We start from the raw sequence: 26,921 nt of genomic DNA, 5'->3' as shown, positions 1-26,921 counted from the left end.
GCTCATGACCGTGATCGTCCGTGATGTACGGGCTCAGGACGCCGCCGGGTTCGCCCGGGTCCGCCGGGCCGCGCTCCCCTTCATGCTCGCGACCGCCGAGCAGTGCGCCTTCGACTGGGCACACGCCCATCCGAAGGGCCACGAACGCCCGCTCGTCGCCGTGACCGGGGACGGCGAGGTCATCGGGACGGTCCAGCAGAGGATCGCCCATGACGCCCCGGAGCCCGACGTCGGCTCCCTCAACGTCTACGTCTCCCCCGCCCACCTGCACCGTGGCGCCGGGACGCTGCTGCTGCACGCCGCCGAGGAGCACCTGGCCCGGCAGGGGGCTCGGACGCTCTACAGCTGGGTCCTGGACGCTCCGGAGAACCTGGCCTGGGCCGAGCGGCGGGGGTACGCGCCCAGCCGCTCGGCCTACTTCCTCCGGCTCGACCTGGCAGCGGCCGAGCTGCCACCGCTCCAGGATCCGCCTGCAGGTGTCGAACTGCGCACGGCCCAGGACTTCGCCGCCGATCCGCGTCCGCTCTTCGTCTTGGACGCGCTGACGACGGCGGACGAGCCGGGCGACGTGGGCACCCTGCTGGACGACTACGCGCACTGGCGGGCGACCACCTGGGAGCACCCCCTGTTCGACCGGGCCCTGACGACGGTCGCGGTGGTGGACGGGGTGCCCGCGGCGTTCAGCGCGGCGCAGACGGACGGCCTGGGCCGGTACAACTCGGGAATGACGGGCACCGCGCCCGCCTTCCGGGGCCGCGGGCTCGCCAAGCTCGTGAAGAACGCGTCCCTGCACCGGGCCCGCGCAGCGGGCTGCACGGAGGCGTTCACCGGCAACGACACGGGGAACGGAGCGATGCTGGCCGTCAACCGGTGGTTCGGCTACGAGATCGCGGCGCGGGAGGTGCGGCATGTCCGGACGATCGGTTGAGGTCACCCTGACGAAAGCGGGTCGGACGAAGATCCGCTACCCGGCGGAGGTGCTGGCCGAGGAGGGCGACCGGCTCTCGGTGCGCGCCCCGTGGGCGGCGGGGGGAGTGCGGGACTTCGGCTTCGTGCGCTTCGAGCCGGGCGACGTGTTCGTGGAGCACTACTGGCGTGACCGCTGGTTCGCGGTCAAGGAGGTGCGGGCGGCCGACGGTGCGCTGAAGGGCTGGTACTGCGACGTCACGCGACCGGCCGTGATCGACGGTTCTCGGGTGGTGATCGAGGACCTGGACCTGGACCTCTGGGTGTCGGCGGACGGCAGCGAAGTGCTGCGGCTCGACGAGGACGAATTCGAGGCGAGCGGCCTCGCCGCCTCCGATCCGGAGGCGGCGGCCCGTGCCGTCGCGGCCCTCGACTCATTGGAGGCCCTGGGGCGCGAGGGGCTGCTCGACCTCCTCGGCCCGGCCCGGTGGGAAGGGCACGGGGTGCAGGGGAGCTAGCGCAGTTCCACGTCGGCCTGCTCGGCGGCCAGGAAATCGGGCCGTGGCAGACCGGACTCCCCGGCGGTGAGCTGCATCAGGGTGGCCTCCACCCGGGCGGGGCCCTGTCGGTAGGAGGGACGGGTCACGACGGCGCTGTTGGCCCATGCGTGGAGGTGTCCGTCGCAGACGGCCCGGGTGCCGCCGATTCCGGTGGAACGGTTCCCCTGCTTGAGGGCGGAACTGATGAAGACGGGGCCTTCGCCGTCGTCGAGGCAGCGGTACGTGCCCGAGACGGTGACCGTGCCGTCGGCGGTGACGGTGCCGTACGCGTCGACGGTGAGGGCGTCGGTCCCTTCGGCATGGGCGAGGGGGGCGAGGGCGGCGGTGAGCAGGACGGCTGCGGCAAGGACGGTTCGGGCGCGCATGGACGGGGGTCCCTTCAGACGTGGGGGATGCTACTGCCCGCCAGGGATACCGGATCCAGCCGTCGACTGTCCGAAACTCACCCCATCGACGGCGAGTTGGAGGCAACACCGCTCATACCGTCTTACGGACCGACCGGCGACGTCCGCCACATGCGGAGGGCACCGGGAGCAGGACCCCCGGTCCACGCCGAGCAGCGCCACGGGGGGGGCGCGACCGCGGTCCGAACCTCCCGCGGGACCGGCGAGAACACCTCACGGTGCCCCTCCCCGAACTCCACCGCACAGTACGGACACACCGGCGGTCCGCCCCGCTGCGGCGGGAAGAACACCGTCCGCCCCGTGACCACGGTCAGCCCATCGCTCCCGCTCGCTTCCCGGAACCCCGTCGCCCGGCCCCACCGAGGCCCGGGGCCGTGACCCGGCAGCCCCACGATCCCCTCACCCACCCGCCACGCCGCCACTCGCTCCCCGTGCGCGACGGCGCCCTCGGCGGTCGCCTCCAAGTCGACGATCGTCTGGAAAGAGCTGCTCACAGCCGAACGGCAGGCGGTCTCCTCGATTCTGCACAGCCTGCACATCCGGCACTGCTGCCGCCTGCGACAAGAACAAAGAGCCCGACTCCCTCCGTGCACGACACGTCCCATACGCGAGCGGCAAGACCTCCCAAGCCGCGGAGGTCTTTCACGGGACAGCCCTTGGTCTCCTCACCAGGGCCGCTGGGACGCTGCGTCCAACCAGCTTGGAAAAGTCTCGGCCCTGGTCCCTGTGCGGCTCCCCAGGAGAGCCACCCAGGGAGCCACCGCGCACGACACCCAGCGGGCCCAAGCGAACGCCCACGGACCGACAAGGCGCTCCCGCGCAGTGGTTCGCAGCCTGGGACAGGCGCTCCCTGATCACACTCTTACCGGTTCCTTAAAGCGGTCCTAAGGATCGCCGTGCACCGCGTTCCACGAGCTTTTCCGCGGGTTCGGTCGGCTAGCTTCCAGGCATCCCCCGCACCGTCCCGTGAAGGAGCTGTCCCCCCCATGACCTCTCGCCGTACGGCCGCCGCCGTCACCGCCACCGCCGTGTTGGGCCTGTCGGGGCTGGCGGTGGAGCCCGCCTTCGCACACGGTTCGATGACGGATCCGGTGAGCCGGGTCGCGGCCTGCTACGCGGAGGGGCCCGAAGCGCCCCGGTCGGCGGCCTGCAAGGCGGCCGTGGCGGCGAGCGGGACGCAGGCGTTCTACGACTGGAACGCGGTGAACATCGCCAACGCCGCCGGGCAGCACCGGCAGTTGATCCCGGACGGCAAGCTGTGCAGCGCGGGCAACGACAAGTACCGGGGGCTCGACCTGGCACGGGCCGACTGGCCGGCGAGCCGGATGGAGGCGGGTGCACACACCTTCCGGTACAAGGGCACCGCCCCGCACAAGGGCTCCTTCGCGCTGTACGTGACGAAGGACGGGTACGACCCGACGAAGCCGCTGAAGTGGTCGGACCTGGAGAGCGAGCCGTTCGCGAGGGTGACGGATCCTGGCATGCAGAACGGCGACTACGTGTTCCGGGGAACGGTGCCGAAGAAGTCGGGGCGCCACCTCGTCTACTCGATCTGGCAGCGCTCGGACTCCCCCGAGGCGTTCTACACCTGCTCGGACGTGGTGTTCGGACAGGACGCGGGCGGCGCGGCGCCGCCGCCGGCGCCGCGCGCCTCCGCGCCGACGGACGAACAGATCGAGGCCGGCGCGGGCGAGTCCTCCGTCCAGCACGGCGGGCACGGGGGCCACGGTGCGGCGACGGACGCGACGGCGTCGGCGGCCCCCGCCCCGGTGTCGTCGCAGAGCACGACGGCTCCGGCCGTTCCCGCCTCGCCCCCTGCACCTGCCCCCGCGACCGGTTCGGACTCCGGGGTGGAGCTGGCCGAGACGGGCGGCGACGCCACCACCCCGTACCTGGCGATCGGTGGCGCCGCCGTGCTGGCGATCGGTGCCGCGGTGCTCTTCGGGACGACCCGGCGGCGCCGGACCCGGGGCTAGCCGAGCACCGAGAGGCAGGTGGTCGGGGTGGCGTGGGCCGGGTCGAGGGCGTTGGTCACCTCGTGGAAGGTGACCCGGTCCACCGTGCCGATCGCCACGTGCTCGGAGAGGTCGAGCGCGCACTTGTCCTGGATGAGGACGTTGGTGACGTTCGGTCCGGTCAGGAACTGGGAGCGGTACGGGGTGACCACCTCGTCGTACCGGGTCGCGATGACGTGGTAGCGGACCCCCGGGACGGTGTCACCGCCCTCGTTGAGCTTGGTGATGAAGGCCGAGCCGGCGACCTGGTCGGTCAGGCCCGGGGTGGCGGAGCTGATGGAGTCCTCGGCGCCGGGGAAGTACGGCAGGAGCTTGGTGAGGCCGAGCAGGGTGGTGCCGTGGTTGTCGGGAGCGATGCCGACCAGGGTGTTCACCTTCTCGGCCCCGCCGAGGAACTTGAGGTACCAGCGGGGCATCATGCCGCCCTGCGAGTGTCCGACGAGGTCGACCTCGGGCGCACCGGTGGCGTCGAGGACGCGGTCCACGTAGGTGTCGAGCTGTCCGGCCGATGCGGCGATGGGACCGAGCCCGTTGAAGAGGGGCACGCCCGGGAGTTGGCCGTAGTCCAGCGAGAAGACGCAGTAGCCCCGGTTGACCAGATAGGGCGCGAGGGCCAACCAGTTGTCGATGGAGTTCCCGAAGGTTCCGTGGACCAGGACGATCGGGCGGGGGTGCGCGGCGGACGGTTTGCAGGAGTAGTCGTTCCAGCCGCGGCTGGAAGCGGTGGAGGCCTGTGCCGAGGCAGTGGGGGCGAGGGTGGCGGCGGCGGTCAGCAGGAGGACGGACAGCGCTCTGAGGGCGTGCGTCCAGCGCTTGCGGGGCTTTCGGGGCAGCATCGGGCGATCTCCTTGCGGCTCAAGGGGAAGGTGGGGGTGCTGTGCCCTGCGGTCCGGACCACAAGTGGGGATGCTCTTCAGCCAAGCTACGCACGGGTAGCCTCGGCTGGGAAGTTACGCGTCGGTAAAAAGTGCTGTGTCGGCGTCAGTCGGCCGTTCACGTCACCGTCAGAAGCCCTTGTCCGGTCACCTGCGGACCCCGGACCACCGTCAAGGACGCCGGACCACCGTCAAGGACGCCGTCTCCGGCGGCAGATGACACCGTGGCGGATCAGAACGGCCGGAGTTCGCGGCGGGGCGAGGGGCAGCACGACGGAGGAGCGGTCGGGACGGCGCGCCGACGGGCGGAGCCCGGCACGGCCGGCCCGCTTCCCGTGCCCGTATACGGAACGCGCGGATGCCCCTCCTCGGGCCCGTGCCGCGCCCGACCACACGCCCGCCACAGGGGGTGCTCGGCCATTCGGGCGCATCCCGCCTGCGGGAGCACCCCCGGCCCCGGAGCGTGGGGGCATGAGTTTCGTCGATGAACTGAAAAGCGCCGTCACTCCCCGAGCGGCCCTGCTCGTCGTCGGGGTCTTCGCCCTCCAGCTCCTGTTCATCACCTCGTACGTCGGGGCCCTGCACCATCCGAAGCCCACGGACGTGCCCTTCGGCGTGGTCGCGCCGCAGCAGGTCTCCGCCCGGCTCGTCGACCAGCTGGAGCAGCTCCCCGGCACACCGGTCGACCCCCGGACCGTCACCGACGAGGCCGCGGCTCGACAGCAGATCATGAACCGGGACATCGACGGAGCCCTGGTCGTCGACCCCCTCGGTCGCACCGACACGCTGCTCGTCGCTTCGGGCGGCGGCACCGTCCTCGCCTCCGCCCTGGAAACGATCTTCACCAAGGTGGAGGCCGCCCAGGGGCGCACCGTACGAACGGTCGACGTGGCTCCCGCCTCGCCGGAAGACTTCGACGGGCTCTCGGCCTTCTACCTGGTCGTCGGCTGGTGCGTGGGCGGTTACATCTGCGCCGCGATCCTGGCGATCAGCTCGGGCTCACGGCCCGCGAACCGGCAGCGCGCCGTCATTCGCCTCGGAGTGCTGGCGCTGTACTCGGCGCTCGGCGGTCTCGGTGGCGCGATCATCGTGGGGCCGGTCCTCGGCGCCCTGCCCGGCAGCATCGCGGCCCTGTGGGGCCTGGGCACCCTGGTGGTCTTCGCCGTCGGTGCCGCCACCCTCGCCCTCCAGTCCGTCTTCGGGATCGTCGGCATCGGACTGGCGATCCTGTTGATCGTCATCGCGGGCAACCCGAGCGCGGGCGGCGCCTTCCCCGCCCCGATGCTGCCGCCCTTCTGGAGGGCGATCGGTCCCGCGCTGCCGCCGGGTGCCGGAACCTGGGCGGCCCGCTCGATCGCGTACTTCAAGGGCAATGACATGGCCGCCTCGATGTGGGTCCTCTCGGCCTGGGCGGTGGTGGGCACCGCGGTCACCCTGGTGATGTCCTCGCTGAAGCGGAAGCCGGAGGCGGAAGCGATCGCCTCGGAGGTCGGCGAGCCCCGGTCCTGATCGGCAGGGGGTGCCCCCGGACGGAGCGCGGCCCCGAAAGCCGGGGCGAAGGTCCTGGAGACGACCGTCCCTCCGGCCGCGGAAACGGACGGAGGGACGGGTTCGAGAACGGATCCGCCCCGTGTGGGCGCCTTCCGTCCCGGGCCCCGGGTCTCCGGTCCCCCGGGGCCCGGGGCCGTGGAGGACCGGGACGGTTCGAGGTGGAGGTCAGTACACCTGGACGCCGTATGCGTTGAGCGCCTCCGTCACGGGCTGGAAGAAGGTCGTCCCGCCGGAGGAGCAGTTGCCGCTGCCGCCCGAGGTCAGGCCGATCGCCCGGCTGCCCGAGTGGAGCGGACCGCCGGAGTCACCGGGCTCGGCACAGACATTGGTCTGGATCATCCCGTAGACGACGTCGCCGCCGCCGTAGTTCACGGTGGCGTTCAGACCGGTCACCCGACCGCTGTGGATGCCGGTGGTGGACCCGCGTCGGGTGACGGACATGCCGACGGTGGCATTGGCGGCGCTGGTGATGTCGACGCCGCCGACCGCACCGGGCTTGCTCACCGAACTGTTGGTGTAGCGCACGATGCCGTAGTCGTTGACCGGGAAGCTGGAACCGGCCGTGGAGCCGAGCACGGTGGTGCGGGACGAGTTGGAGTACCAGGTGCCCGCGCCGTCGGTGCAGTGTCCGGCGGTGAGGAAGTAGTAGTTTCCCGCTCCGTCCCTGACGTTGAAGCCGAGCGAGCAGCGCCAACTGCTCGCGTAGATGGCGTCACCGCCGGAGATCAGCTTGTTGAAGACACCGGGGGTGCGCTCGAAGCGCAGCGCGCCCGCGTTGGCTCCGGCCCGGCGCTTGATCTTCGCGATCTCGGCCTGGGAGACGGTCGAGTCGGCGGTGACGACGACTCTTCCGGTCGCGGTGTCGACGTGCCAGGCGGTGCCGGCCACGTCTGCGGCGAGGACGGCGTCATCCGCGGCGGAGAGCTGGGTGACGCTGTACGTCCGAGTGGCATCGGCGCTGGCGGTGGGGACGCCGAGCGTCGCCGCGGCGGCGACGAGGCCGGCGGTGAGGGCGAGCAGCCGTAACTTCTTGGTGGGGGTGGTCCTCACGACGTGTTCCTCCTGTGGGGGGATCGACGGGAAACGGCGGAAGGGGATCAGTAGAGGCTGACCTTGTACTTGGCGAGCGCCTCGGGCACCGGCTGGTAGAAGGTGGTGCCTCCGGTCGAGCAGTTGCCGCTGCCCCCGGAGGTGATGCCGAGCGCCTTGCTGCCGTCGTAGAGCGCGCCGCCGGAGTCACCGGGCTCGGCACAGACGTTGGTCTGGATCATGCCGCGCACGGTGCCGCCGCCGGAGTAGTGGACGGTGGCGTTGAGTCCGGTGACCTTGCCGCTGCGGGTGCCGGTCGTGGAGCCGGAGCGCTTCACGGACTCGCCCACGTAGGCGTCGGCCGCGGTGAAGCCGCCCGGGTGGGAGAGGGAGGCGTTGTCGTAGCGGACGAGGGCGTAGTCGTTGCCCGGGAAGCTGGAACCGACCGTGGGGCCGATCAGGGTCGTCTGGGCCGAGTTGGCGTACCAGGTGTTGACCACGTCGCCGCAGTGCCCGGCGGTGAGGAAGTAGTAGGTGCTGCCGCTGCGGACGTTGAAACCGAGCGAGCAGCGGTAGCCGTTGCCGTAGATGGCGTCTCCGGCTCCGAGCAGCGGTGTGAAGACGCCGGGGGTGCGCTGGACGCGAAGCGCTCCGGAGTCGGCACCGACCGCGTCCCGGATCTTCGTGAGCGCCTCGTCGGTGACGGTCGAGTCGGCGGTGACGACGACCCGGCCCGCGGCCCTGTCGACGTACCAGGCGGTGCCGCCGACCCCGGCAGCCTCGACGGCGGCGTCGGCACGGGCGAGTTGGGCGGCTCCGGCGGGGCCGGGGGCGGGGGCGGCCTGGGCCCCGGGGAGCCCCAGGGTCGTCGCGGCGGCGAGACCGGCGACGACGGCGAGCAGGCGGGTGCGGGTGTTCCTCACTGTGCTCCTCACTTGTTCTCCTTCTGGGAAAAACGGAGGGGCCCGTGGGTGACGGGTCCGTGAGGCGCCATCAGGTGACGTGTCCCTGACATGCACCGTCAGCGATACTGACCTCCCGGGAGCAGACGCACAAGACCGCCGTGCGGACGGACGCCTCCGACCGTCACCGCCAAAGGCGTCCGCCGTCCACGAGAACCACGAAGAGCCCAGGTCGGGCCGCTCACCATCGTCGCCCCCCTGCGACAACCGCACGGTCGAAGGTGTTGCCGGACGACAGGAAGGGACGGGTGGAGCGGCCCGCGAAGACGCACGGCGGCAGTGGTGCGCGCTTGAAGTGCCCTCTCACCGAGCCGTCCGCCGGCCGGACTTCGGGCCGCAGGAAGCGGAAGCGGTGACCGTCCCGGCCGCCGGTGGCGTCGGCGAAGACCGTCCGACGGACCCCGTCACCCCTGACCACCGCCCACAGGGCGTACTCGCCGCCGTGCAGGCCGAGGACCCGCGCACCGGCCAGCCAGGACGTCCCCCGACCGTCGGCGGTCTCGGCCCGCGGCCCGCGGATCCACGCCCGGGGCGCTCCCTCCGGGGCGAAGCACGCACTCCGCGCCCCGGGGCACGGCCGTTGCCGGAAAGAGTTGATGCCTCGTCAACAGTCGCAGCCACAACTGCAGTCACAGCCTCCGCAGCAGCCGTCACCCTCGCCGCAGGAGGAGCAGCAGTCACAGCAGTCGCAGCAACTTTCGGGGTCGCACTGCTGACAGAGCCCCTCGCGCCGCTGACGGGTCCAGGGATCCTCGAAGGTCCCGCAGCACATCTGGCAGGTGCAGGCGAGGCCGATCCAGAGGGCGCATCCGGCGATCAGGCCGCGCCGGTTCGGCGGCTCGGGCGGGAGCGGTCCGCCGGGACCGCCGGGACCGCCGGGGCCGGGGACATGGGGTCCGGTCGGCCCGCCGGGACCGCCCGGGTGAGGTGCGTACGGGTTACCGGGCACCGGCCCCCGGCCGTGCGGCACGTCCGCCCTTCCCTCCGGCCCCCCGTGCGAACACTCGGTCGCGCCGAAGGCGCGGTCGATCGAGGTGCGGAGCTCATGGGCGAGGAGGACGTGGGCCAGCCGTCCGTCGACGAACTCGACGTCCCGCAGGGCGAGGCGCACGCCGTGGAGGGCGTCGTCGGCGAGCCGGCGGGCCTCCTCCCTCGGGGTGCCGGTGGCGGTGAGCGGGTTCCAGGCGCCGGCCGCGGCGTCGGCGACCTGGTCCTCGACCGCGTCGAGGAGGTGGGCGAGCCGCCCGAAGAGACGGCCCGCCTCGGCGAGCGGTTCCGCGTTGCCGGGACGACCGGCGAGGACCGCAGTGTGGGCGAAGGCCGCCGCGGTCGCCGTCTCCGTCGGCTCGGTGACGGCGAGCAAGGGGGTGCCGGGCCCGGCGAGGGCCTCGATCCCGGCCTGCCGGTCGACGGCGTCGACGAGGACGGCGGTGTCGAAACCGAGGGCGCGGCCGGTCCTGGCCCCGGCCCGGTCCCAGGAGCGGGCGACCCTACGGGCCGCGACCGCGACGGGCCGGTGCGCAAGCAGTCCGTCCCGGTCCGCAACGTGGTCCCGCACCTTCGCCGAGGCGAGGACGAGGGAGACGGCGGCGGCGAGCCGAGCCCCTTCCCCCCGGGCGACGGGGGCGGTCCGCAGGGCGCGCAGGGCGCAGGGTCCGGCCGTGCGGCGGTCCCCCTCGGTCACCCCCGTCTGAGCCTCCGTCAGGACGGAGACGATCAGCCCGTCGTAGTTGGTGACGATCCGGGCGAACTGACCGTGATCGGCACGCAGGGCGAGGCAGAGGCCGCAGAGGTGGGCGGTCCACTCGACCTTGAGGCGGTCGGTGAGCCGATGGGTGCAGGGCCGGACTATTCCGAACAAGGTCTCCCCCGTGAGACATGGGACGTGACGCCTGAAGGGCCGTCAAACGGCCTCGCCGCATCGTAGCGAGCGGTTTTGTTCACCCGTACGCGCCCATCGTCACCCTTCCAGCCCGACTTTCATATTTTCAGCTACATGGCCCCGTCTCTGGCGTGCGATACCGCAAGTTTCCTGACGAAACGCCAGAAAAATCCCCTCACGTTCTGCACCAGTACCGTCACGAATCTCCTGCACGGCACCTATCCACTTGGCGTGCGATCCGCATCATGGACGACGATAGGCATTGCGGAACCACAAGTGACCGCGCTGAAAGGAGGCGTCCGTGGGATCGGTGCGCAAGGCAAGCGCCTGGCTGGGACTCGTCGAGGACAACGACGAGCGTTACTACGACGACGAGTACGCCGACGGTGCCGAGGGCGGCGACGCCTGGGTGACGGACCCTCGGGTCCAGGTGGCCACGGACACCGCGGAGGGGCGGGGCCGTCGGATCGCCACCGTCTCCCCCGACGGCTTCCGGGACGCCCGGGGCATCGGCGAGCTCTTCCGTGACGGGATTCCGGTGATCGTGAACCTGACCGCGATGGAACCGAACGACGCCAAGCGCGTGGTCGACTTCGCCGCCGGCCTCGCCTTCGGCCTGCGCGGGTCGATCGAGCGCGTGGCGACGCGCGTCTTCCTGCTGACCCCCGCCGACACCCAGATCGTCAGCGGCGAGACGGGCCGACGCCAGCAGGACGGCTTCTTCAACCAGAGCTGAGCGGGGCCGCCGGCCGACCCGGCACTCCCGACCCGGTCGGGTCAGTGCACCGGGCGCCCGGAGCCGGCGGGCTCGACCGCTTCCCGGGTCGCAGGCACCCGCGGCTCGGCCACTCCGGGACGGTCGGACCGCTCCGCGCGGTGGGCGGGCCCGGACTCCCGGTCCGACTCCTCCGGGGCCGAGCGCCCCTCCGACGCCACCAGGGCGTCGGCCGCCTCTTCCGGATCCACCGTGCACTCCATGACCGGGGGCAACCGCAGGGCCATCAGCGCGCCGACGAGCAACAGTCCCGCACTGACGCAGAGCGTGATGTGCAGGCCGGTCACGAAGGAGTGCCGAGCAGCCTCGTGCAGGGCGTCACCGGCTGAGCCGCCGAGTTGCTCGGCGACCTTGTACGCCTCGCCGAGCGAGTTGGCAGCGGCCCGCACCGCCTCCGCGGGCACCCCGGGCACCCCGGCCAGCCCCGGTGCGTACGACGCGTTCATCACGCTGCCGAGCAGTGCGATGCCCATGCCCGCACCGAGCTGGTACGAGGTCTCGCCGATCGCCGCGGCAGCTCCCGCGCTGTGCTGCGGAGCCTCGCTGAGCATCGACTCGTACGCGGAGAAAAGCGTGGTCTGCAGACCGAAGCCGAGCAGCACGAAGCCCACCGTGAGCAGCAGCGGACGGTCGTGCTGCCCCATGAGCGTGAGCAACAGCACCGCACCGGCGGTGAGCACGAACCCCCAGCCGACCATTCGCCGCGGCCCGATCCTGCGCAGCGTGTACGAGCCGGTGGCGCCGGCGGCCATGGCCGCGAAGGTCAGCGGGAGGAGCCGCAGCCCGGTCTCCAGCGGGCTGAGGCCGAGGACGAGCTGGAGGTACTGGACGGCGATGAGCTCCAGGCCGACCAGGGCCAGCATGGCGAGCACGATGCAACCGACCGAGGTGGTGAAGGCGGCCCGGGAGAAGAGCCGCATGTCGACCAGCGGGTGCGGACGCCGCTTCTGTCGCCGCACGAAGAGGACGAGGAGTGCCGCACCGAGCAGCAGCGGGCCGATGGTGGACGGGTGGAGCAGCGGATCGCCGGCTCCGGCGCGCTTGATCCCGAGGACGCAGCCGAGGATGCCGCCGGCCGCCATGAGCGCACCGAGGACGTCCCAGGGGCCGTCGGCGGCCCCCCTGGATTCGGGCAGGAGGCGGCGGCCGAGCGGCAGGATCAACGCCATCAGCGGAATGTTGATGAGGAAGACGGAGCCCCACCAGTAGTTCTCGACGAGGAAGCCGCCGAGGACCGGCCCGGTGGCGGCTCCGACCGCGGCGGTGGCGGTCCAGATCCCGATGGCGGTGGCGCGCTCCCGCCGGTCGGGGAAGACCGCTCGCAGCAAGGAGAGCGTGGCGGGCATGATCATGGCGCCGCCGACGCCGAGCAGCGCGCGGGCCGCGATGAGGACCGCGGGATCGGTGGCGAGGGCGGCAACCGCGGAGGCGATGCCGAAGAGCGCATAGCCGAGGAGGAGGACCCTCCGCCGGCCGACCCGGTCGCCGAGGGTGCCGAAGAGGATGAGCAGCGACGCGCAGACCAAGGGGTAGGCGTCGACGATCCAGAGCAGGGCCGTGGAACTGGGGCGCAGGTCCTCGGTGAGCGAGGGGACGGCGACGTGGAGGATGGTCGCGTCGAGGGCGACCAGGAGGAGACTGACGCAGAGGACGACGAGGACGACCCAGCGGTTGCCGCCACCGCCGGCGACCCGCGGTCGCCCTTGGGCCGTGTTCGTCCGCGACATATACGTACCTCCCACGTAAAGCCCTCGCGCTCGGCAGGCCCCGGACCAGGGCGTATGCCCATGGACGGCCCGGCATCGACGGGCGAGTGAGCCGTCAGCGTACGCGAGTCCAAGCCCCGAGCGCGTGGTGCAGCTCTCACCCCGGCGGGGCTCGCGGTGTGGCGTACGCCACTCGGAGCGGGTCGCGCCTCGCATGGAATTGCGCACGGACGCCTGTTTGAAGAAATCTCCGGACGCTCAAACAGTTTTCCGAAAACGGCCGGAACCGCAATAGGGCTGAAGGTCATCGGCTTTCCCGCCGGACGCCCGCAATGAGCCACCCATTGAGACCCACTCCACATCACATGGTCATCACGAAGGGAGTGGAACGACAGGGTCTGCTCCTCACTCCCTGTAACGTCGATTGGGTGCGTACCGACATCTTTGCCCGGCTGGACCGGGAGCCGGAACCGCCGAAGATAGAGGTCCCGCGGATGACCCGCACGCGTCTCGCCCTCTTCGGCGGGACGTCGGCGTTCTATCTGGTCATCGTCGCCGCCGTGCTGCTGTCGACGTGGCTGGTGACCCTCGACTGGAAGATCATGCTCTTCCGGCCGTACCAGCAGTGGCCCGGGATCCACGGTTTCCTCGACTACTACGTCGTCCTCGGACAGCGCGGCCCCACGGCCGTCATGGTGGCCGCCTGGCTGGGCTGGCGCTCCTGGCGCCAGCACACCCTGCGGCCCCTGCTGTGCCTGGGTGCGGCCCTCCTCCTGCTCAACGTTTCGGTCGGTTCGGTCAAGCTCGGCCTCGGCCGGCTCGGACCGCACTACGCGACACAGATCGGATCCGCCGAGCTGTTCGCGGGCGGTGACATATTTCCCTCGGGGCACACCGCCAACGCGGTCGTGACCTGGGGCATCCTCGCCTATCTGGCGACCACCCCGAGGGCCAGGCGCTATCTGTCGGCGCTGTCCGCGGTGGTCGCGCTCGGGGTCGGCCTCACCACCGTCTACCTGGGCACGCACTGGCTGAGCGACGTGCTGCTCGGCTGGGCCGCCGGACTCCTCGTCCTGCTCGCGCTGCCCTGGTGCGAGCCGGTCATCGCCGTCGCGGAGGCCTGGATCCTCGGCATCCGGGACCGGCTTCGGGAACGGCTCCGGGACGGCCGCCAGTTGGTGCCCTCGCTGCCCGTGGCCACCGGGGGGCCGCGCCCCGGCTTCTTCCCGCCGCGCCCGTCGGCGCCCGAGGAACCGGTCCGGGAACCCGTGGGGGTCGGCGGCCGGCGCGCCCCGGCGACCCGCGGCTGATACCGCACCCGGAGGGAACAAGGGCCCCGGCCGTCGGCCGGGGCCCTTCCGCGTGGACCTGCGGGCTCCTCAGCCGAGCCAGCAGCGGATGACGACACCGCCCTCGACCTCGAAGTTGATGCGCGCGTCCAGGTACTCCATGGTGACGATCGCGCCGGGCGGCAGCGACCTGACGACCTGCCAACCCCGGCTCCTGGCGAGTTGCTCGGCTCCTTCGGCGCCGAGGCCCACATAGGACTCGGGAGCGTCGGAGGACGGTTCGGGAGTGCGTGAAGTGGGTGCCATGGACCTCACGTTAGTCCCTTGGCGGTCACGCTTGTGTCACAAGTTCTCGACATTCGTTTGACACGCCCACCGCCACTCGGAAAGACGACCCACGACAGTTTCTCCAGCAATTCCGAGCGACTTCCAGCTGTTTACACGAAGGGTTCACCAAGCGGCGGGAAGGCGTGTTCCCTTACCGCTCCCCCTCTTCCGCTCCGAATTGCGCGGGCGACGCGCGCCCGAGGCTTCCCGTCTTTCCTTACGCAGTGCTTACGCTGTCCGAACGCCAGGGGACGCCGGTCCGGGACGGCGGCGAAGCGGAGGAACCGATGGGCAACGGGACGGCGACCGCGACTGTCGAATCGGCCCGGGAGCGCCACGGCCGCATCCTGATCGACTGGCTCACCACCACCGACCACAAGAAGATCGGCCACCTCTACCTGGGCACCGCGTTCGCCTTCTTCCTGCTGGCCGGGCTGATGGCCATGCTGATGCGGGCCGAGCTGGCGCGCCCCGGCCTCCAGCTCATCTCGAACATGCAGTTCAACCAGGCCTTCACCCTGCACGGCACGATCATGCTGCTGCTGTTCGCCACCCCCACCTTCGCCGGCTTCGCGAACGAACTGGTGCCGCTGCAGATCGGCGCACCCGACGTGGCCTTCCCCCGGCTCAACGCGTTCTCGTACTGGCTGTTCCTCTTCGGCAGCCTGATGGTGGTCGGCTCCCTGTTCGTCCCGGACGGCCCCGCGGCCTTCGGCTGGACCGCCTACGCCCCGCTCAACAGCCCGGAGCACTCTCCCGGCATCGGCGTCGACCTCTGGATCACGGGGCTCGCGCTCTCCGGCTTCGGGACGATCCTGACCTCGGTCAACTTCCTCACCACCATCATCGGCATGCGGGCACCGGGGATGACCATGTTCCGAATGCCGATCTTCACCTGGAACGTCCTCTTCACCGCGATCCTGGTGCTCGTCGCCTTCCCCGTCCTCGCTGCGGCGCTGCTGGTCCTGGAGGCTGACCGGCGCCTGGGCTCCGTGGTCTTCCAACCCGAGAACGGCGGCGCACTCCTCTGGCAGCACCTCTTCTGGTTCTTCGGCCACCCCGAGGTCTACATCATCGCGCTGCCGTTCTTCGGGATCGTCAGCGAGGTCATCCCGGTCTTCGCCCGCAAGCCGATCTTCGGCTACGGGACGCTCATCGGCGCCACCATGGCGATCACCGGCCTCTCCGTGGTGGTCTGGGCACATCACATGTTCGCCACGGGCGCGGTGCTGCTGCCGTTCTTCTCGCTGCTGTCGTTCCTCATCGCGGTGCCGACCGGGGTCAAGTTCTTCAACTGGACCGGGACGATGCTGCGGGGATCCCTCTCCTTCGAGACCCCGATGCTGTGGTCCGTCGGCTTCCTGGTGTCCTTCCTCTTCGGCGGGCTCACCGGCGTCATCCTGGCCTCGCCGCCGATGGACTTCCAGGTCACCGATTCGTACTTCGTGGTCGCCCACTTCCACTACACGGTCTTCGGCACGGTCGTCTTCGCCACCTTCGCCGGGTTCTCCTTCTGGTGGCCCAAGTTCACCGGCCGGATGCTCGACGAACGGCTCGGGAAGATCCACTTCTGGACCTTGTTCATCGGCTTCCACACCACCTTCCTGGTGCAGCACTGGCTCGGCGCGGAGGGCATGCCGCGGCGGTACGCCGACTACCTGGCGGCCGACGGCTTCACCGCGCTCAACACCGTCTCCACGATCGGCGCCTTCCTGCTCGGCGCCTCCACGCTGCCGTTCCTCTACAACGTGTGGCGGACCTGGCGGTACGGGGCGAAGGTCGAGGTCGACGACCCCTGGGGCTTCGGTCGCTCCCTGGAATGGGCGACCTCCTGCCCGCCGCCCCGGCACAACTTCGACACCGTGCCCCGGATCCGCTCCGAGTCGCCGGCCTTCGACCTCCACCACCCGGAGTTCGCCGCCTACGAGCGGATGCGGCTCACGGCCCCGCCGCCGGACCTCCGGCCGTCCGGTCGGGACTCCGGGGCTGCCGGTCCCTGAGCCCCGCGTGCGAGCGGTCCGCGGGGGCGCCGCTCACGGCCGGTAGCCGAGCTGGGGGACGGTCACGCAGTTCTCCGTCATGTCGCCCTGGCTCACCCAGCCACGACCGTCCTGCCAGCGGGCCACGGAGAGACAGGTGTGACGGGTCTTCGGCGGATCGGCCAGGTGCTCGAACCGTACGGGAAGCAGCAGGCCGTCCGCGGTGTAGGGCTCCTGACGGTTCATGAACCCCTCGACGCAGTCGCGGGTCAGCGTGCCCCCGGCGAGGCAGGAGCGGGCCGCGTCGGTGAACCACATCGCCGCCGCCCATCCCTCCAGCTGCCATTGGGACAGCGGACGGTCCCCCATCGCCGCCCGGAACGCGCGGACCGCCGGGGAGCCGGTGTCGTCGTAGTTCCGGCTCGATCCGGTCACCCACAGCGCGGCTCGACAAGCGGGGGCCCGGACGTAGTCGCGCGAGACGTCCGAGGACCAGTTCTGCACGTTCGTCACCTTGGCGTCGACCCGTACCCCGAGCGCCTCCATCGCCTCGCACAACCGCACGTTGCCGTGGGTGTCCATGGCGTCGAAGAGCACGTCGACGTGCTCGGCCCGCAGATCGGCGGCGACCGCACGGAAGTTGGGCAGTGCGAAGTCGACCTGTTCCTCGACGACCCGGTAGCCCTCGGTCCGGAGCCCGCGGGCGACCAGTCGGGCGTACGCGGCGGAGGCGGCCTGGTTGTAGGACACGACGGCGGCGGTCCGCGCACCGAGCTTCTCGTGGAACCAGCGGTACACCTCGGTCCCGCCGTACAGCGTGCCGCCCCAACCGGGCTCCCGGCCGGTGCGGGGGGCGGAGCTGCCGTAGATCCCGTAGAGGTGCGGATAGGTGTCGTAGGCGGGGGTGAGCGGTTGCCCCCCGACGTCCGGGACGCCGGCCCGGGCGACGAGGGGGGCGCCCGCGTAGTTCAGGGCGGTGGTGGCGACGAGGGCGAAGACCTTGCGCTCGTCGATCAGCCGGTGCACGCACGCGTTGTTGCCGACCCCGCTCCCGCCGTCGTCACAGGTCTCCACCTCGATCCGGCGCCCGTCGAGGCCGCCGCGCGCGTTGAGGGCGTCGAACCAGGCACGGGCCCCGTCCCGCGGACCGGTGAAGGCCTGCCCGCCGACCGGGCTGGTGGCGCTGGTGATGATGCCGACGCGGAGCGGCTCACCGCCGGAGGGGTTGGCGGTGGGCCGCGTCTCGAAGGCGCGCTCCGGGAGTCGGCTGCCGCACCCCGCGAGCAGGGCGAGCAGGACGGCCAGGAGCAGCGCCGTGACCGCCTCAGCAGCCCGGAACGGTGACACCGCTCAGCTCGACCAGGCCGCAGAGCGTCTTCACGGAGACCTTCCAGGTGTCGTTCTGCAGGACGGAGGTCCCCTGGGAGTCGGGCAGGGCCGGCGCCCCGCCGACCAGCAGGTCGTAGGTGACGTTCGCGTCGGTGGCCGAGGTGAACTCGATGCCGGTGACCTTCGCGGAGGTCGCGGCCGCGTTCTTGTCGCCGGCGAACGCGCCGAGGACCGGTTGCATCTGTTCGCCGTTCTCCAGGAGCTTCACCTTCTCGGCGAGGGGGGTGTTCGGGTCGAAGAACGCCGTCCAGTTCTTGGTGATCTCGGCCTTGGCGAGCACCGGATCGGCGGGCTCCTCGCCCCCCGACGGGGCCGACGGGGCCGTGGTGTCGCCGGTCGTCCCGCCGTCGTCCGAGCAGCCCGCCAGGGCGGGTGCCAGGACGAGGACTGCAACGGCCCCGAGGGCCACGAGACGGGATCGTGCACCGCGTCGTTCGACAACCATCTGGCTCACCACCGGGTGTCTCGGCAGTCCGTAACGGCTGGTGTTTCCAGAGTGGGACGTATCGGGGCATAGTGCAAGGAAGGGAGGAGGGAGGTCCCCGTGCCGACGTCCCGGATCCTGCTGTGGGGCGGTCTCGCAACGGTCGCCGGGGGTGCGGTGCTCTGCGCACTCGGCTGGTACGGGATCTCCGGCGAGCGGTTCGCGGAGCGCCAGCTTCCCTACCTGGCCTCGTGCACGGTGCCGGGGGCCGCGCTGATCGTGGCGGGCGCGGTCCTGATCGGGGTGGCCGCGCTGCTCCCCGCGCCCCCTCCGGAGCCGGCTCCGGCCGAACCGGAGGAGGCTTCCCCGCCGTCCTCGGAGGGTCCGCCCCTACGGGTCCCGGGCGGGACCCTCGCGCACCGCCCGGACTGCCCGCTGGTGGCGGGCAAGGCGGAGGCGGTGGACGTCGGGGACGCGGAACTCGCCCCCTGCCCGGTGTGTGAGCCGTGGCCTCCCTGACGTACGAACTGACGCTGGCCGGCCTCGCGGTCGGCAGCGCCGCCGCGCTCACCGGCATCGGCCTGATCGTCACCTACCGGGCCACCGGCGTGCTGAACCTGGCGCACGGCGCCGTCGCCATGGTCTGCGCGTACGCATGGCGCCAGCTGGTGGTCGTCTGGGGCTGGCCGCTGCCCCTGGCGGCCCTGTTCACCTTGCTGGTGATCGCCCCCGGCATCGGCCTGGCCCTCGACCGGGGGGTCTTCCGACCGCTGGCCCTCCGCGGCTCGAACCCCGCGCAGACCCTGGTGGCCACCATCGGCGTCTTCGTGCTGCTCGTCGGCGGAGCGGTGCTGTGGTGGGGGCCCGGTGCCCGGAACGACGTGCCGATACTGCTCGGCGACGATCCGTGGGTGCAGCTCGCAACGGTGGTGGCACTGGCCCTCCTGGTCGGGGCGGTGACCCGGTGGACGCGGTTCGGCAGGGAGCTGCGGGCCGTGGTGGACAATCGCCCGCTCGCCGTCCTGTCGGGGATCGACGCGGACCGGGTCGCGGCGGCCGGCTGGGCGTTCGGCTCGTTCACGGCCGGGCTGACGGGCGTGCTGCTCGCCCCCTACGTCCGGCTCGATCCGTACGGGATGCCGCTGTTGGTCGTCGAGGTGATCGCAGTCTCGGTGCTCGCCCGGATGCGGTCGCTTCCGGTGGCGGTGGGGGCCGCACTCGCGATCGGAGTGGCCCAGGCACAGCTGACCCGGCTGCACCCGGAGGGCTGGACCGGACCGCTCCTCCAGGCCGTCGGCGCCAACCTGTTCGTCGTCGCCCTGCTGGTGGCGGCGCTCGCCCTGCCGGGCGTCGGAGGCAAGGGCCGGGACGCGTTGCCGCCGCCGGTGCGGTCCGGCCGCGTGCCGACGGCCCTGTGGCTGGTGGTCGGCGTCCTGCTGCTCCTCCCCCTCGGTCTCGCCGGTTCCGACCTGCACACCGCGGTCCAGGTCCCGGCCCTCGCCGTGATCCTGCTGTCGCTGGTCCTGGTGGCCGGCAGGGGCGGCCAGATCGCACTGGGACAGGCGGCGTACGCGGGGCTCGGCGCGCTGTTCACGGCGCTGCTGGCCGGGGCCGGGATTCCCGTGCTCCTGGCGCTGGGGCTCGCGGTGCCGGCAGTCGCCGCGGCGGGGTTCGTGACGGGCTGGCCGGCGATCCGTCGCCACGGCCTGGCCCTGGCCCTGGCCACGCTCGCCGTGGGGGTGGCGGTCAGTCGCTTCGTCCTCACCCAGCCGTACGCGACGGCCGGGCTGGCCCTCGGCCGTCCGGCGGGCTTCTCCGACGACCGTGCCTTCTACGCCCTGGAGCTGGCCGTCCTGGCCGGCTGTCTGGCCCTGGTGGCAGCCCTCCGCCGGGGGCGCACGGGCCGGGCGCTCGCCGCCCTGCGGGACCACGAGCCGGGTGCGGAGGCGGCGGGCGTCCCGGCACCCCGCCTGAAGCTGCTCGTCTTCGTCCTGGGTGCGGCCCTGGCGGCCCTCGGTGGCGGTCTCCTCGGAATGGGGCTGCGCGCCTTCGACCCGGAGGCGTACGACCCGGTCCGCGGCCTCCTCTGGTTCGCCGCCGTCCTGGTGCTGGGCGCGGACAGCCTCCTCACCCCGCTGGCCGCGGCGGCACTCCTGACCACGCTGGACGCGGGCTCCCAGGCAGGGGCGGCAGCGGTGCTGATCGGCCTCCTCGCGGCCCTCACGGGGAGGCTCCCCCCGCTGGCGGACCTGCTGCCGGCCGCCCGCCGGGGGCGCCCCCCGCCGGGCTGGGGCGGCCGTTCCCGCGCCGCCGCGCACCGGGCGCGTCCCCGGGGTCCCGCGCCCCGCGCCGGACTCCGCGCCCACGACCTGTCCCTCGTCCGCCCCGGCGGGGTCGTCGTCCTCTCCCACGTCACGCTCGCCCTCTCCCCCGCCCGCATCACCGCCCTCGTGGGTCCCAACGGCGCCGGCAAGAGCACCCTCTTCGACTGTCTCGCCGGAGCGCTCCACCCCGGCCCGGGAGGGGGCCGGATCACGCTCGACGGCATCGACGTCACGGCCCGCCCCGCCCCCGCCCGGGCCCGGCTCGGCATCGCCAGGACCTTCCAGCAGCTCGTGGTCTTCCCGTCGCTCACCGTGGAGGAGAACGTCCGCCTCGGCGAGGAGCAGGGCGCCGGACCCGGGGACCCGGCCGGCGTGGAGCGCTGCCTGCGGCTGTTCGGGCTCGCCGGTCCCGTACGGCACCGGGCCGCGGCGGACCTGCCCACCGGAACCCTGCGCCGGGTCGAGCTGGCCCGTGCGCTGGCCGGACGGCCGCACACGCTCCTGCTGGACGAACCGGCCGCCGGGCTCGACGCCGCCGAGACGGCCGTCCTGGCCCGGATCCTGACGGCCCTCGCAGCGGACGGCCTGACCGTCCTCGTCATCGAGCACGACCCCGACCTGGTCGCCGGGATCGCGCACGTGGTGCACACCATGGAGGGGGGTCGGATCCTGTCGTGAGCATCGAGATCGCACTGCGCGCCGCCCGGGTCCGCTACGGGCCCCTGGAGGCCCTCCACGGACTCGACCTGCCCGTGCCTGCCGGTACGGTGACGGTTCTCCTGGGGCGCAACGGCTCGGGGCGCACCACCGCCCTGCGCGCGCTCGCCGGCACGGTGGGCCTGTCCGCGGGCCGGGTGGAGTGGCACGGAACCGACGCGACCCGCCTGTCGGCACACGAACGGGCCCGCCGAGGGCTGTGCTTCGTGCCGGACCGACAGGCGGTGTACACGGGCCTCACGGTCGCCGAGAACCTCGCACTCGGCGTTCCCGGGGTTCCCGCCCCCGACGCCGCCCCGTACCCCGAACTGGTTCCGCTGCTGTCCAGGACCGCCGGCACGCTCTCCGGAGGGGAGCGCAGGATGCTGGCGCTGTCCCGCGCCCTGCTGGCGACCGCGCGCGTGGTGCTCGTCGACGAACCGTCCCTGGGCATGGCACCGGAGGTGGCGGCCCGTACCTACCGGGGTCTCGCGGCACTCGCCGTGGAGGGCGGGGCGGCCGTGCTCCTGGCGGAGCAGAGGTTGCCGGACGGGTTGCCGGACGGCTCGCTCGTGCACGAACTGCGACGCGGCTCCCGCGCGTCGAGCGGGGAGCAGGTCGAGTACCGCTGACGTCGGGTGGCGCCCCGTCTCAGAGCGGGGCGATCCGCAGCATGGCGCCGACGACGAGGCGGTGGGGATCGGCCCCGATCACCGTACGGTTCGCGGCGTACAGCGCCTGCCAGCCGCCCTTGATCGCGAAGCGGCGGGCGATCGCGCTGAGCGTGTCGCCGGACCGGACGGTGTGGACGCGCCCGCTGAGCCCGTACCGCTTGGAGCAGACGGGCCAAGCCCCCCAGCCCTGGGTGCGCAACACCTCCTCGGCGACGGTGATCTGTTGCTGCCGGGTGGCGAGGTCGGCACGCCGGGCGTAGGCGAGGCCGCCGTGCTCGACCCAGGTGGGGTGCCAGAACTGGAGTCCGCCGTAGAAGCCGTTGCCGGTGTTGACGTGCCAGCGTCCGCTGCTCTCGCACTCGGCGACACAGCCCCAGGGCCACTGGTCGTCGGCGCAGGCGTACGCGGGTGCGGAGGCGGCCTCGTGGAGCGCGTCCGACACCTCTTGGAGCGCTGCGGCGGCTTCCTCCCTGGCCCCTGCGGACGCCTCTCGGACCGCGAGCGGGGCGGGGACGTCCACCGGAGCGGGAGACGCGTCGCGCGCCTGGGCGGGCACCGGAGCCAGGGCGAGCAGCGCCACTGCGGACGCCACCGCCAGGGAACCGGACGTCCAAAATCGGATCTTCGACATCGGGGCAGGCTAGGCAGCCCGTCGACGGCCCCGGTCCGTGCCGCGCGGAACACCGTTCGCACCCCACCCGGTCGGAGTCATGCGCCCCCTCGCACACGCCGGTGGCAAGTTGCCCCGCATCCGCGCGTGACCCCGGCCGAGCCTGACCCGTTGAACTCGGCATGAGGCGCTCGGGAAACGGCCCGGCGCCCCCCGCACCGAGTCCAGGGAGTCCCCCGTGCCGCGCATGCTCGACGTCAGCGAGGACGTACGCACCGAGATCGGCGACGAAGAAGCCGACCGGCTGCTGGCCGGCGACAACGCCCCGGGCAGTTACGACTGCACCTCCTGCCGCACACCGGGCGACTCCGACCAGGAGCGGACCAGCACGGTGCTGTTCGTCGGCGAGGAGACCGCGGTGCTCGCCTTCGCCCACGCCAGCTGCATCCCCTCGCAGGTCGTCCGGGTCGCCGAGGAGCAGCTCCAGGGCGCCGTCGCCTCCATCGCCGCCTCGGACGCCGCCGACGCCCTCTCCGCCTCCCACCCCGAGCAGGCGGTGCTCGGGGTCACCAGCGGTCTCGTCCTGATCGAGGGCGAGCTGCACCCGGCGCTGGTGGTGGAGCCGACCGCCCCGGTGGTCCGGCCGGGCTCGGACGGCCTCACCGACGAGTTCCTGTCGCTCCTCGCCGAGCAGGGCTTCCAGCCGGTGACGAGCCTCGACGAGCGACCGGCGGTGCTGCCGGGTTGGTCCGTCCTGGTCGCGATGGGGCAGCTGCACTCCGTCCTCCAGCCGGGTCCGGGCGGTGCGGGGCAGGCCGCGTGGTGGCAGGCCCACCAGCCGCTCCAGGTCACCGAGGGCTGGCGCACGGCGGCGAACAAGTCGCACACGGTCCTGGTCTTCGCCGCCCCGGTGGGCTCGATCGGTCAGCAGCCGCGCGAGGACCTGCTGCGCGACGCCTTGGAGAAGGCCGCGGCGAACGGCCGTCTGGTGGCCGCCGCGATGCCGCTGGCCGGCACCTGATGGGAGACGGCGGGCTCGGCATAGGGCGACCGCAGCCGCCCGGGGCGGGGTCGGAGGTCCCGACCGTGCCGCGTCCCCGGAGCGCCCCCCTTTCGGAGACCCGGCCGCATCCGACGGGCGGCCGGGTCGTTGGCACCTACGTGTACCCATACGAGCCGTTCCTCCAGCCGTATCCGAGCCAGATCCCTTCGATGCGCCCTGCGCAGGGAGTCTCGGCGGGCCCCTCGCCCACGCCGATCTACGACGCCCTGTACTCGGAGTACCGCAGGACGTTCCGCACCCTGCCGGGCGACCGCAGCGGCGAGGAGGAACTGGGCTTCCGGTCCTTCGGCACGGTTCTGGGCACCGGCGTGTACGGGCAGGGCCACCGGTACGCGGCACCGCATCCGCCCGTGTGGTCGGCCCAGCCCCCGCAGGCCCCGGCAGCACTGCCGCCGGGGCCCCGCAGGGGTCTCTAGGGCGGAAGAGGGAAGAACCGCACCCAGGACATCGACACACGGCTGAGGGCCGGGGCCTGATCGCCCCGGCCCTCAGCCGTGTGTCGCTTCCGCGGGTCCTACTTCTTGCGGCCCCGCTTCTCGCGCACCCGGACCGAGATGTGGATCGGGGTGCCTTCGAAACCGAACTCCTCACGCAGCCGGCGCTCGATGAAGCGGCGGTAGCCGGCCTCCAGGAAGCCGGAGGCGAAGAGCACGAACCGGGGCGGCTTGGTGCCCGCCTGGGTGCCGAAGAGGATGCGGGGCTGCTTGCCGCCGCGGACCGGGTGCGGGTGGGCGGCCACGATCTCGCCCAGGAAGGCGTTGAGCCGGCCGGTGGGGATGCGGGTCTCCCAACCCGCGAGGGCGGTCTCGATCGCCGGGACCAGCTTGTCCATGTGGCGGCCGGTCTTGGCGGAGACGTTGACCCGGGGCGCCCAGGAGACCTGCTGCATCTCGGTCTCGATCTCGCGCTCCAGGTAGTAGCGGCGCTCCTCGTCGAGCTCGTCCCACTTGTTGTAGGCGATCACGACGGCACGGCCCGACTCGACCGCCATCGTGATGATGCGCTGGTCCTGGACCGAAATGTTGTCGGTGGTGTCGATCAGGATGACGGCCACCTCCGCCTTCTCGACGGCCGCGGCGGTCCGCAGCGAGGCGTAGTAGTCCGCGCCCTCCTGGAGGTGGACCTTCTTCCGGATTCCTGCGGTATCGACGAACTTCCAGGTCACGCCGCCGAGCTCGATCAGCTCGTCGACCGGGTCGCGGGTGGTGCCGGCCAGCTCGTTGACGACGACCCGGTCCTCGCCCGCCACCTTGTTGAGCAGGGAGGACTTGCCCACGTTCGGGCGCCCGATGAGGGCGATGCGGCGCGGGCCGCCCACCGCGTTGCCGAAGCGCTGCTCGGGGGCCTCGGGGAGCTTCCTCAGGACCTCGTCGAGGAGGTCTCCGGTGCCGCGGCCGTGCAGCGAGGAGACGGGGAAAGGCTCGCCGAGGCCCAGGGACCAGAGCATGGCCGCGTCGGCCTCGCCGGACTGGCCGTCGACCTTGTTGGCGGCGAGGACGACGGGCTTCCCGGCACGCCGGAGCAGCTTGACGACGGCCTCGTCGGTGTCGGTGGCGCCGACGGTGGCGTCCACCACGAAGAGGCAGGCGTCGGCGGCCTCGATGGCGTACTCGGCCTGGGCGGCGACGGAGGCGTCGATGCCGAGGACGTCCTGCTCCCAGCCGCCGGTGTCGACGATCTTGAAGCGCCGGCCGGCCCACTCGGCCTCGTAGGTGACGCGGTCACGGGTGACGCCCGGCTTGTCCTCGACGACGGCCTCGCGGCGGCCGATGATGCGGTTCACCAGGGTCGACTTGCCGACGTTCGGGCGGCCGACGACGGCGAGGACGGGGAGCGGGCCGTGGCCGGCCTCCTCGATCGCGCCCTCGACGTCCTCGACGTCGAAGCCCTCTTCCGCGGCGAGCTCCATGAACTCCGCGTACTCGGCGTCGCCAAGTGCCCCGTGGTCGTGCTGGTCGTTCATGAAGTCCGTTCCTTGATCATTCGTGGTCGGTGGGTCCCCGGGCGACGGGGCCCACTACTGAGAGTCTCGCTCAGCGCCCGGTGAGGCGCCTGGCGTTTTCCAGGTGCTCGGTGAGCTTGCCCTGGATCCGTACGGTGGCCTCGTCCAGCGCCTTGCGGGTGCGCCGGCCCGACCCGTCGCCCGCCTCGAACGCGTCTCCGAAGACGACGTCGACGCGACCCCGCAACGGGGGCAGTGCCTTGACCAACCGTCCGCGGCGGTCGGTGCTTCCCAGGACGGCGACCGGAACGATCGGCGCGCCGCTGCGGACGGCGAAGTACGCCAGACCGGCGCGGAGCGAGGCGAAGTCACCGTCGCCGCGGGTGCCCTCGGGGAAGATCCCGAGGACGCCGCCCTGCTCCAGGACGCCCAGGGCGTGGGAGATCGCGGTGCGGTCCGTGCTGTCCCGGTCCACCTTGAGCTGCCCGATGCCTTCCAGGAAGCTGCCGAGCGGGCCGACGAACGCCTCCTTCTTGATGAGGAAGTGCACGGGGCGCGGGGCGGTGCCCATGAGCATCGGGCCGTCGATGTTGTGCGCGTGGTTGACGGCGAGGATGGCGGGGCCGGAGGCCGGCACGCGCCAGGCGCCGAGGACGCGAGGCTTCCAGAAGCCGTACATCAACCCGATGCCGATGCGTCGGCCGACGGCGGCGCCCCTCTCGGAGGGCAGGGTCACTTGGCGGCCGTCCGCTTCTCGTCCACCAGGGTGACGACGCACTCGATGACCTGCTCCAGGGTGAGGTCGGTGGTGTCGACCTCGACGGCGTCGCCGGCCTTGGCGAGCGGAGAGGTCTTGCGGCTGGAGTCGGCCGTGTCCCGCTTGATCAGGGCTTCCTTCGTCGCGTGCACGTCGGCGCCCTTGAGCTCGCCGGAGCGGCGGGCGGCACGGGCCTCGGGCGAGGCGGTGAGGAAGACCTTCAGGTCGGCATCGGGCAGGACGGTGGTGCCGATGTCCCGGCCCTCGACGACGATGCCGTGCTCGGCGTCCTTGGCGATGGTCCGCTGGAGCTCGGTGATGAGCGCCCGCACCTCGGGAACGGCGCTGACGGCGCTGACCTTGGAGGTGACCTCTTCGGTGCGGATGGGGCCGGAGGCGTCGGCGCCGTCCACCGTGATGGTGGGGCGGGCCGGGTCGGTGCCGGAGACGATGACCGGCTTGCTCGCGGCATTGGCCACGGCCTCGGGGTCGTGCACGTCGATGCCGTTGCTGATCATCCACCAGGTGATCGCCCGGTACTGGGCGCCGGTGTCGAGGTAGCTCAGCCCCAGCTTGGCGGCGACCGCCTTCGAGGTGCTGGACTTGCCCGTGCCGGAGGGCCCGTCGATGGCGACGATCACGGATTCCACGGTGGGAACACCTTCCTGGGGTGAGTGGCGGAGCCCGGCGGAGATGCGGGGGACCTCCCCAAGGTTACCGAGTCCCACGCACCCGTTCGGCCCAGCCCGGCCGCGGGCCCTCCGGAACCCGCCGGAGGGCCC

Annotated in this window: 26 protein-coding genes; 12 read left to right on the top strand and 14 right to left on the bottom strand. The window is 72.1% G+C overall.

The window, feature by feature from the left end:
* Positions 1–4: 4 nt before the first annotated feature.
* On the top strand, positions 5–928 hold the full coding sequence (locus ACFW22_RS17080; RefSeq protein ID WP_386404539.1) for a GNAT family N-acetyltransferase: 924 nt from the start codon (positions 5–7) through the stop codon (positions 926–928).
* Positions 909–1,424 carry a DUF402 domain-containing protein gene (locus tag ACFW22_RS17075; protein ID WP_386404536.1) on the top strand — a complete coding sequence of 172 codons (516 nt, stop codon included), beginning with the start codon at positions 909–911 and terminating at the stop codon, positions 1,422–1,424. The genes ACFW22_RS17080 and ACFW22_RS17075 overlap by 20 nt, the downstream gene beginning before the upstream one ends.
* Here ACFW22_RS17075 and ACFW22_RS17070 read toward each other — a convergent pair.
* Positions 1,421–1,831, bottom strand: coding sequence for a DUF6299 family protein (locus tag ACFW22_RS17070; protein WP_386404533.1), 411 nt, complete (start codon positions 1,829–1,831; stop codon positions 1,421–1,423). The genes ACFW22_RS17075 and ACFW22_RS17070 overlap by 4 nt on opposite strands.
* Before the next feature lie 1,025 nt (positions 1,832–2,856).
* On the opposite strand from ACFW22_RS17070, the gene ACFW22_RS17065 reads away from it, so the two are divergent.
* Entirely contained in the window at positions 2,857–3,846 is a 990-nt protein-coding gene (locus tag ACFW22_RS17065; RefSeq protein WP_386404530.1) for a lytic polysaccharide monooxygenase, read from the top strand.
* Here the strand turns inward: ACFW22_RS17065 and ACFW22_RS17060 are convergent.
* A complete protein-coding gene (locus ACFW22_RS17060; RefSeq protein ID WP_386404527.1) occupies positions 3,843–4,721 on the bottom strand; it encodes an esterase/lipase family protein in 879 nt (292 codons plus the stop codon). The genes ACFW22_RS17065 and ACFW22_RS17060 overlap by 4 nt on opposite strands.
* Before the next feature lie 510 nt (positions 4,722–5,231).
* Here ACFW22_RS17060 and ACFW22_RS17055 point away from each other — a divergent pair.
* Complete coding sequence (locus ACFW22_RS17055) at positions 5,232–6,269, top strand: DUF3533 domain-containing protein (protein ID WP_386404524.1); 1,038 nt, start codon at positions 5,232–5,234, stop codon at positions 6,267–6,269.
* A gap of 207 nt (positions 6,270–6,476) precedes the next feature.
* On the opposite strand, the gene ACFW22_RS17050 is transcribed toward ACFW22_RS17055, so the two are convergent.
* The 4 genes from ACFW22_RS17050 to ACFW22_RS17035 all read right to left on the bottom strand — a co-directional run bounded on the left by ACFW22_RS17050 (position 6,477) and on the right by ACFW22_RS17035 (position 10,163).
* Positions 6,477–7,361, bottom strand: a complete 885-nt coding sequence (locus tag ACFW22_RS17050) for a S1 family peptidase (protein WP_386404521.1) — start codon at positions 7,359–7,361, stop codon at positions 6,477–6,479.
* Positions 7,362–7,408: 47 nt separating this feature from the next.
* Positions 7,409–8,275, bottom strand: a complete 867-nt coding sequence (locus ACFW22_RS17045) for a S1 family peptidase (protein ID WP_386404518.1) — start codon at positions 8,273–8,275, stop codon at positions 7,409–7,411.
* 208 nt (positions 8,276–8,483) lie between these two features.
* Positions 8,484–8,720: a DUF1684 domain-containing protein gene (locus tag ACFW22_RS17040; RefSeq protein ID WP_386404515.1), complete on the bottom strand. Its 237-nt coding sequence runs from the start codon at positions 8,718–8,720 to the stop codon at positions 8,484–8,486.
* A gap of 186 nt (positions 8,721–8,906) precedes the next feature.
* On the bottom strand, positions 8,907–10,163 hold the full coding sequence (locus ACFW22_RS17035) for a DUF5685 family protein (RefSeq protein WP_386404512.1): 1,257 nt from the start codon (positions 10,161–10,163) through the stop codon (positions 8,907–8,909).
* A 322-nt stretch (positions 10,164–10,485) separates the two neighbouring features.
* Between ACFW22_RS17035 and ACFW22_RS17030 the strand changes: the two genes are divergently transcribed.
* Positions 10,486–10,920: a cell division protein SepF gene (locus ACFW22_RS17030; RefSeq protein ID WP_386404509.1), complete on the top strand. Its 435-nt coding sequence runs from the start codon at positions 10,486–10,488 to the stop codon at positions 10,918–10,920.
* A 41-nt stretch (positions 10,921–10,961) separates the two neighbouring features.
* Here the strand turns inward: ACFW22_RS17030 and ACFW22_RS17025 are convergent, their stop codons facing one another.
* Positions 10,962–12,686 carry an MFS transporter gene (locus ACFW22_RS17025; protein WP_386404506.1) on the bottom strand — a complete coding sequence of 575 codons (1,725 nt, stop codon included), beginning with the start codon at positions 12,684–12,686 and terminating at the stop codon, positions 10,962–10,964.
* A 473-nt stretch (positions 12,687–13,159) separates the two neighbouring features.
* On the opposite strand from ACFW22_RS17025, the gene ACFW22_RS17020 reads away from it, so the two are divergent.
* The gene (locus ACFW22_RS17020) at positions 13,160–13,975 is read left to right on the top strand and encodes a phosphatase PAP2 family protein (protein WP_386404503.1); all 816 of its coding nucleotides are present in this window, start codon (positions 13,160–13,162) and stop codon (positions 13,973–13,975) included.
* A gap of 69 nt (positions 13,976–14,044) precedes the next feature.
* On the opposite strand, the gene ACFW22_RS17015 is transcribed toward ACFW22_RS17020, so the two are convergent.
* Positions 14,045–14,260 (bottom strand): I78 family peptidase inhibitor, encoded by a 216-nt coding sequence (locus ACFW22_RS17015; RefSeq protein WP_386404500.1) that lies wholly within the window; start codon positions 14,258–14,260, stop codon positions 14,045–14,047.
* 308 nt (positions 14,261–14,568) lie between these two features.
* Here ACFW22_RS17015 and ctaD point away from each other — a divergent pair, with 308 nt between their 5' ends.
* The gene (ctaD, locus tag ACFW22_RS17010; RefSeq protein WP_386404703.1) at positions 14,569–16,281 is read left to right on the top strand and encodes a cytochrome c oxidase subunit I; all 1,713 of its coding nucleotides are present in this window, start codon (positions 14,569–14,571) and stop codon (positions 16,279–16,281) included.
* 33 nt (positions 16,282–16,314) lie between these two features.
* On the opposite strand, the gene ACFW22_RS17005 is transcribed toward ctaD, so the two are convergent.
* Both ACFW22_RS17005 and ACFW22_RS17000 read right to left on the bottom strand, forming a co-directional pair.
* Positions 16,315–17,607, bottom strand: a complete 1,293-nt coding sequence (locus tag ACFW22_RS17005; protein ID WP_386404497.1) for an ABC transporter substrate-binding protein — start codon at positions 17,605–17,607, stop codon at positions 16,315–16,317.
* On the bottom strand, positions 17,585–18,058 hold the full coding sequence (locus ACFW22_RS17000) for a hypothetical protein (RefSeq protein ID WP_386404494.1): 474 nt from the start codon (positions 18,056–18,058) through the stop codon (positions 17,585–17,587). The genes ACFW22_RS17005 and ACFW22_RS17000 overlap by 23 nt, the downstream gene beginning before the upstream one ends.
* Positions 18,059–18,193: 135 nt before the next feature.
* Here ACFW22_RS17000 and ACFW22_RS16995 point away from each other — a divergent pair, with 135 nt between their 5' ends.
* Genes ACFW22_RS16995 through ACFW22_RS16985 form a run of 3 tightly spaced genes read left to right on the top strand, consistent with a single transcriptional unit; the run spans position 18,194 to position 21,725 of the window.
* A complete protein-coding gene (locus ACFW22_RS16995; RefSeq protein WP_386404491.1) occupies positions 18,194–18,592 on the top strand; it encodes a hypothetical protein in 399 nt (132 codons plus the stop codon).
* Positions 18,580–21,075 (top strand): ATP-binding cassette domain-containing protein, encoded by a 2,496-nt coding sequence (locus ACFW22_RS16990; RefSeq protein WP_386404488.1) that lies wholly within the window; start codon positions 18,580–18,582, stop codon positions 21,073–21,075. The genes ACFW22_RS16995 and ACFW22_RS16990 overlap by 13 nt, the downstream gene beginning before the upstream one ends.
* A complete protein-coding gene (locus ACFW22_RS16985) occupies positions 21,072–21,725 on the top strand; it encodes an ATP-binding cassette domain-containing protein (RefSeq protein WP_386404485.1) in 654 nt (217 codons plus the stop codon). The genes ACFW22_RS16990 and ACFW22_RS16985 overlap by 4 nt, the downstream gene beginning before the upstream one ends.
* 19 nt (positions 21,726–21,744) lie before the next feature.
* Here the strand turns inward: ACFW22_RS16985 and ACFW22_RS16980 are convergent, their stop codons facing one another.
* Positions 21,745–22,398: a transglycosylase family protein gene (locus ACFW22_RS16980; RefSeq protein ID WP_386404482.1), complete on the bottom strand. Its 654-nt coding sequence runs from the start codon at positions 22,396–22,398 to the stop codon at positions 21,745–21,747.
* A 217-nt stretch (positions 22,399–22,615) separates the two neighbouring features.
* Between ACFW22_RS16980 and ACFW22_RS16975 the strand changes: the two genes are divergently transcribed.
* Positions 22,616–23,398 carry a hypothetical protein gene (locus tag ACFW22_RS16975; protein ID WP_386404479.1) on the top strand — a complete coding sequence of 261 codons (783 nt, stop codon included), beginning with the start codon at positions 22,616–22,618 and terminating at the stop codon, positions 23,396–23,398.
* Positions 23,399–23,589: 191 nt separating this feature from the next.
* Positions 23,590–23,856, top strand: a complete 267-nt coding sequence (locus ACFW22_RS16970) for a hypothetical protein (RefSeq protein ID WP_386404476.1) — start codon at positions 23,590–23,592, stop codon at positions 23,854–23,856.
* A 98-nt stretch (positions 23,857–23,954) separates the two neighbouring features.
* Here the strand turns inward: ACFW22_RS16970 and der are convergent, their stop codons facing one another.
* From der to cmk, 3 genes are all read right to left on the bottom strand, one after another.
* Positions 23,955–25,403 (bottom strand): ribosome biogenesis GTPase Der, encoded by a 1,449-nt coding sequence (der, locus tag ACFW22_RS16965; protein WP_386404473.1) that lies wholly within the window; start codon positions 25,401–25,403, stop codon positions 23,955–23,957.
* 70 nt (positions 25,404–25,473) lie between these two features.
* Complete coding sequence (locus tag ACFW22_RS16960; RefSeq protein ID WP_386404470.1) at positions 25,474–26,118, bottom strand: lysophospholipid acyltransferase family protein; 645 nt, start codon at positions 26,116–26,118, stop codon at positions 25,474–25,476.
* Entirely contained in the window at positions 26,115–26,789 is a 675-nt protein-coding gene (gene cmk, locus ACFW22_RS16955; RefSeq protein ID WP_386404467.1) for a (d)CMP kinase, read from the bottom strand. Before cmk ends, ACFW22_RS16960 begins: the two co-directional genes overlap by 4 nt.
* Positions 26,790–26,921: the final 132 nt, after the last annotated feature.

Source organism: Streptomyces sp. NPDC058872, from assembly GCF_042743065.1.
Lineage (GTDB): Bacteria > Actinomycetota > Actinomycetes > Streptomycetales > Streptomycetaceae > Streptomyces.
The sequence above is the reverse complement of the archived record's forward strand: the minus strand, read 5'-3'. Positions and strand labels throughout refer to the sequence as shown.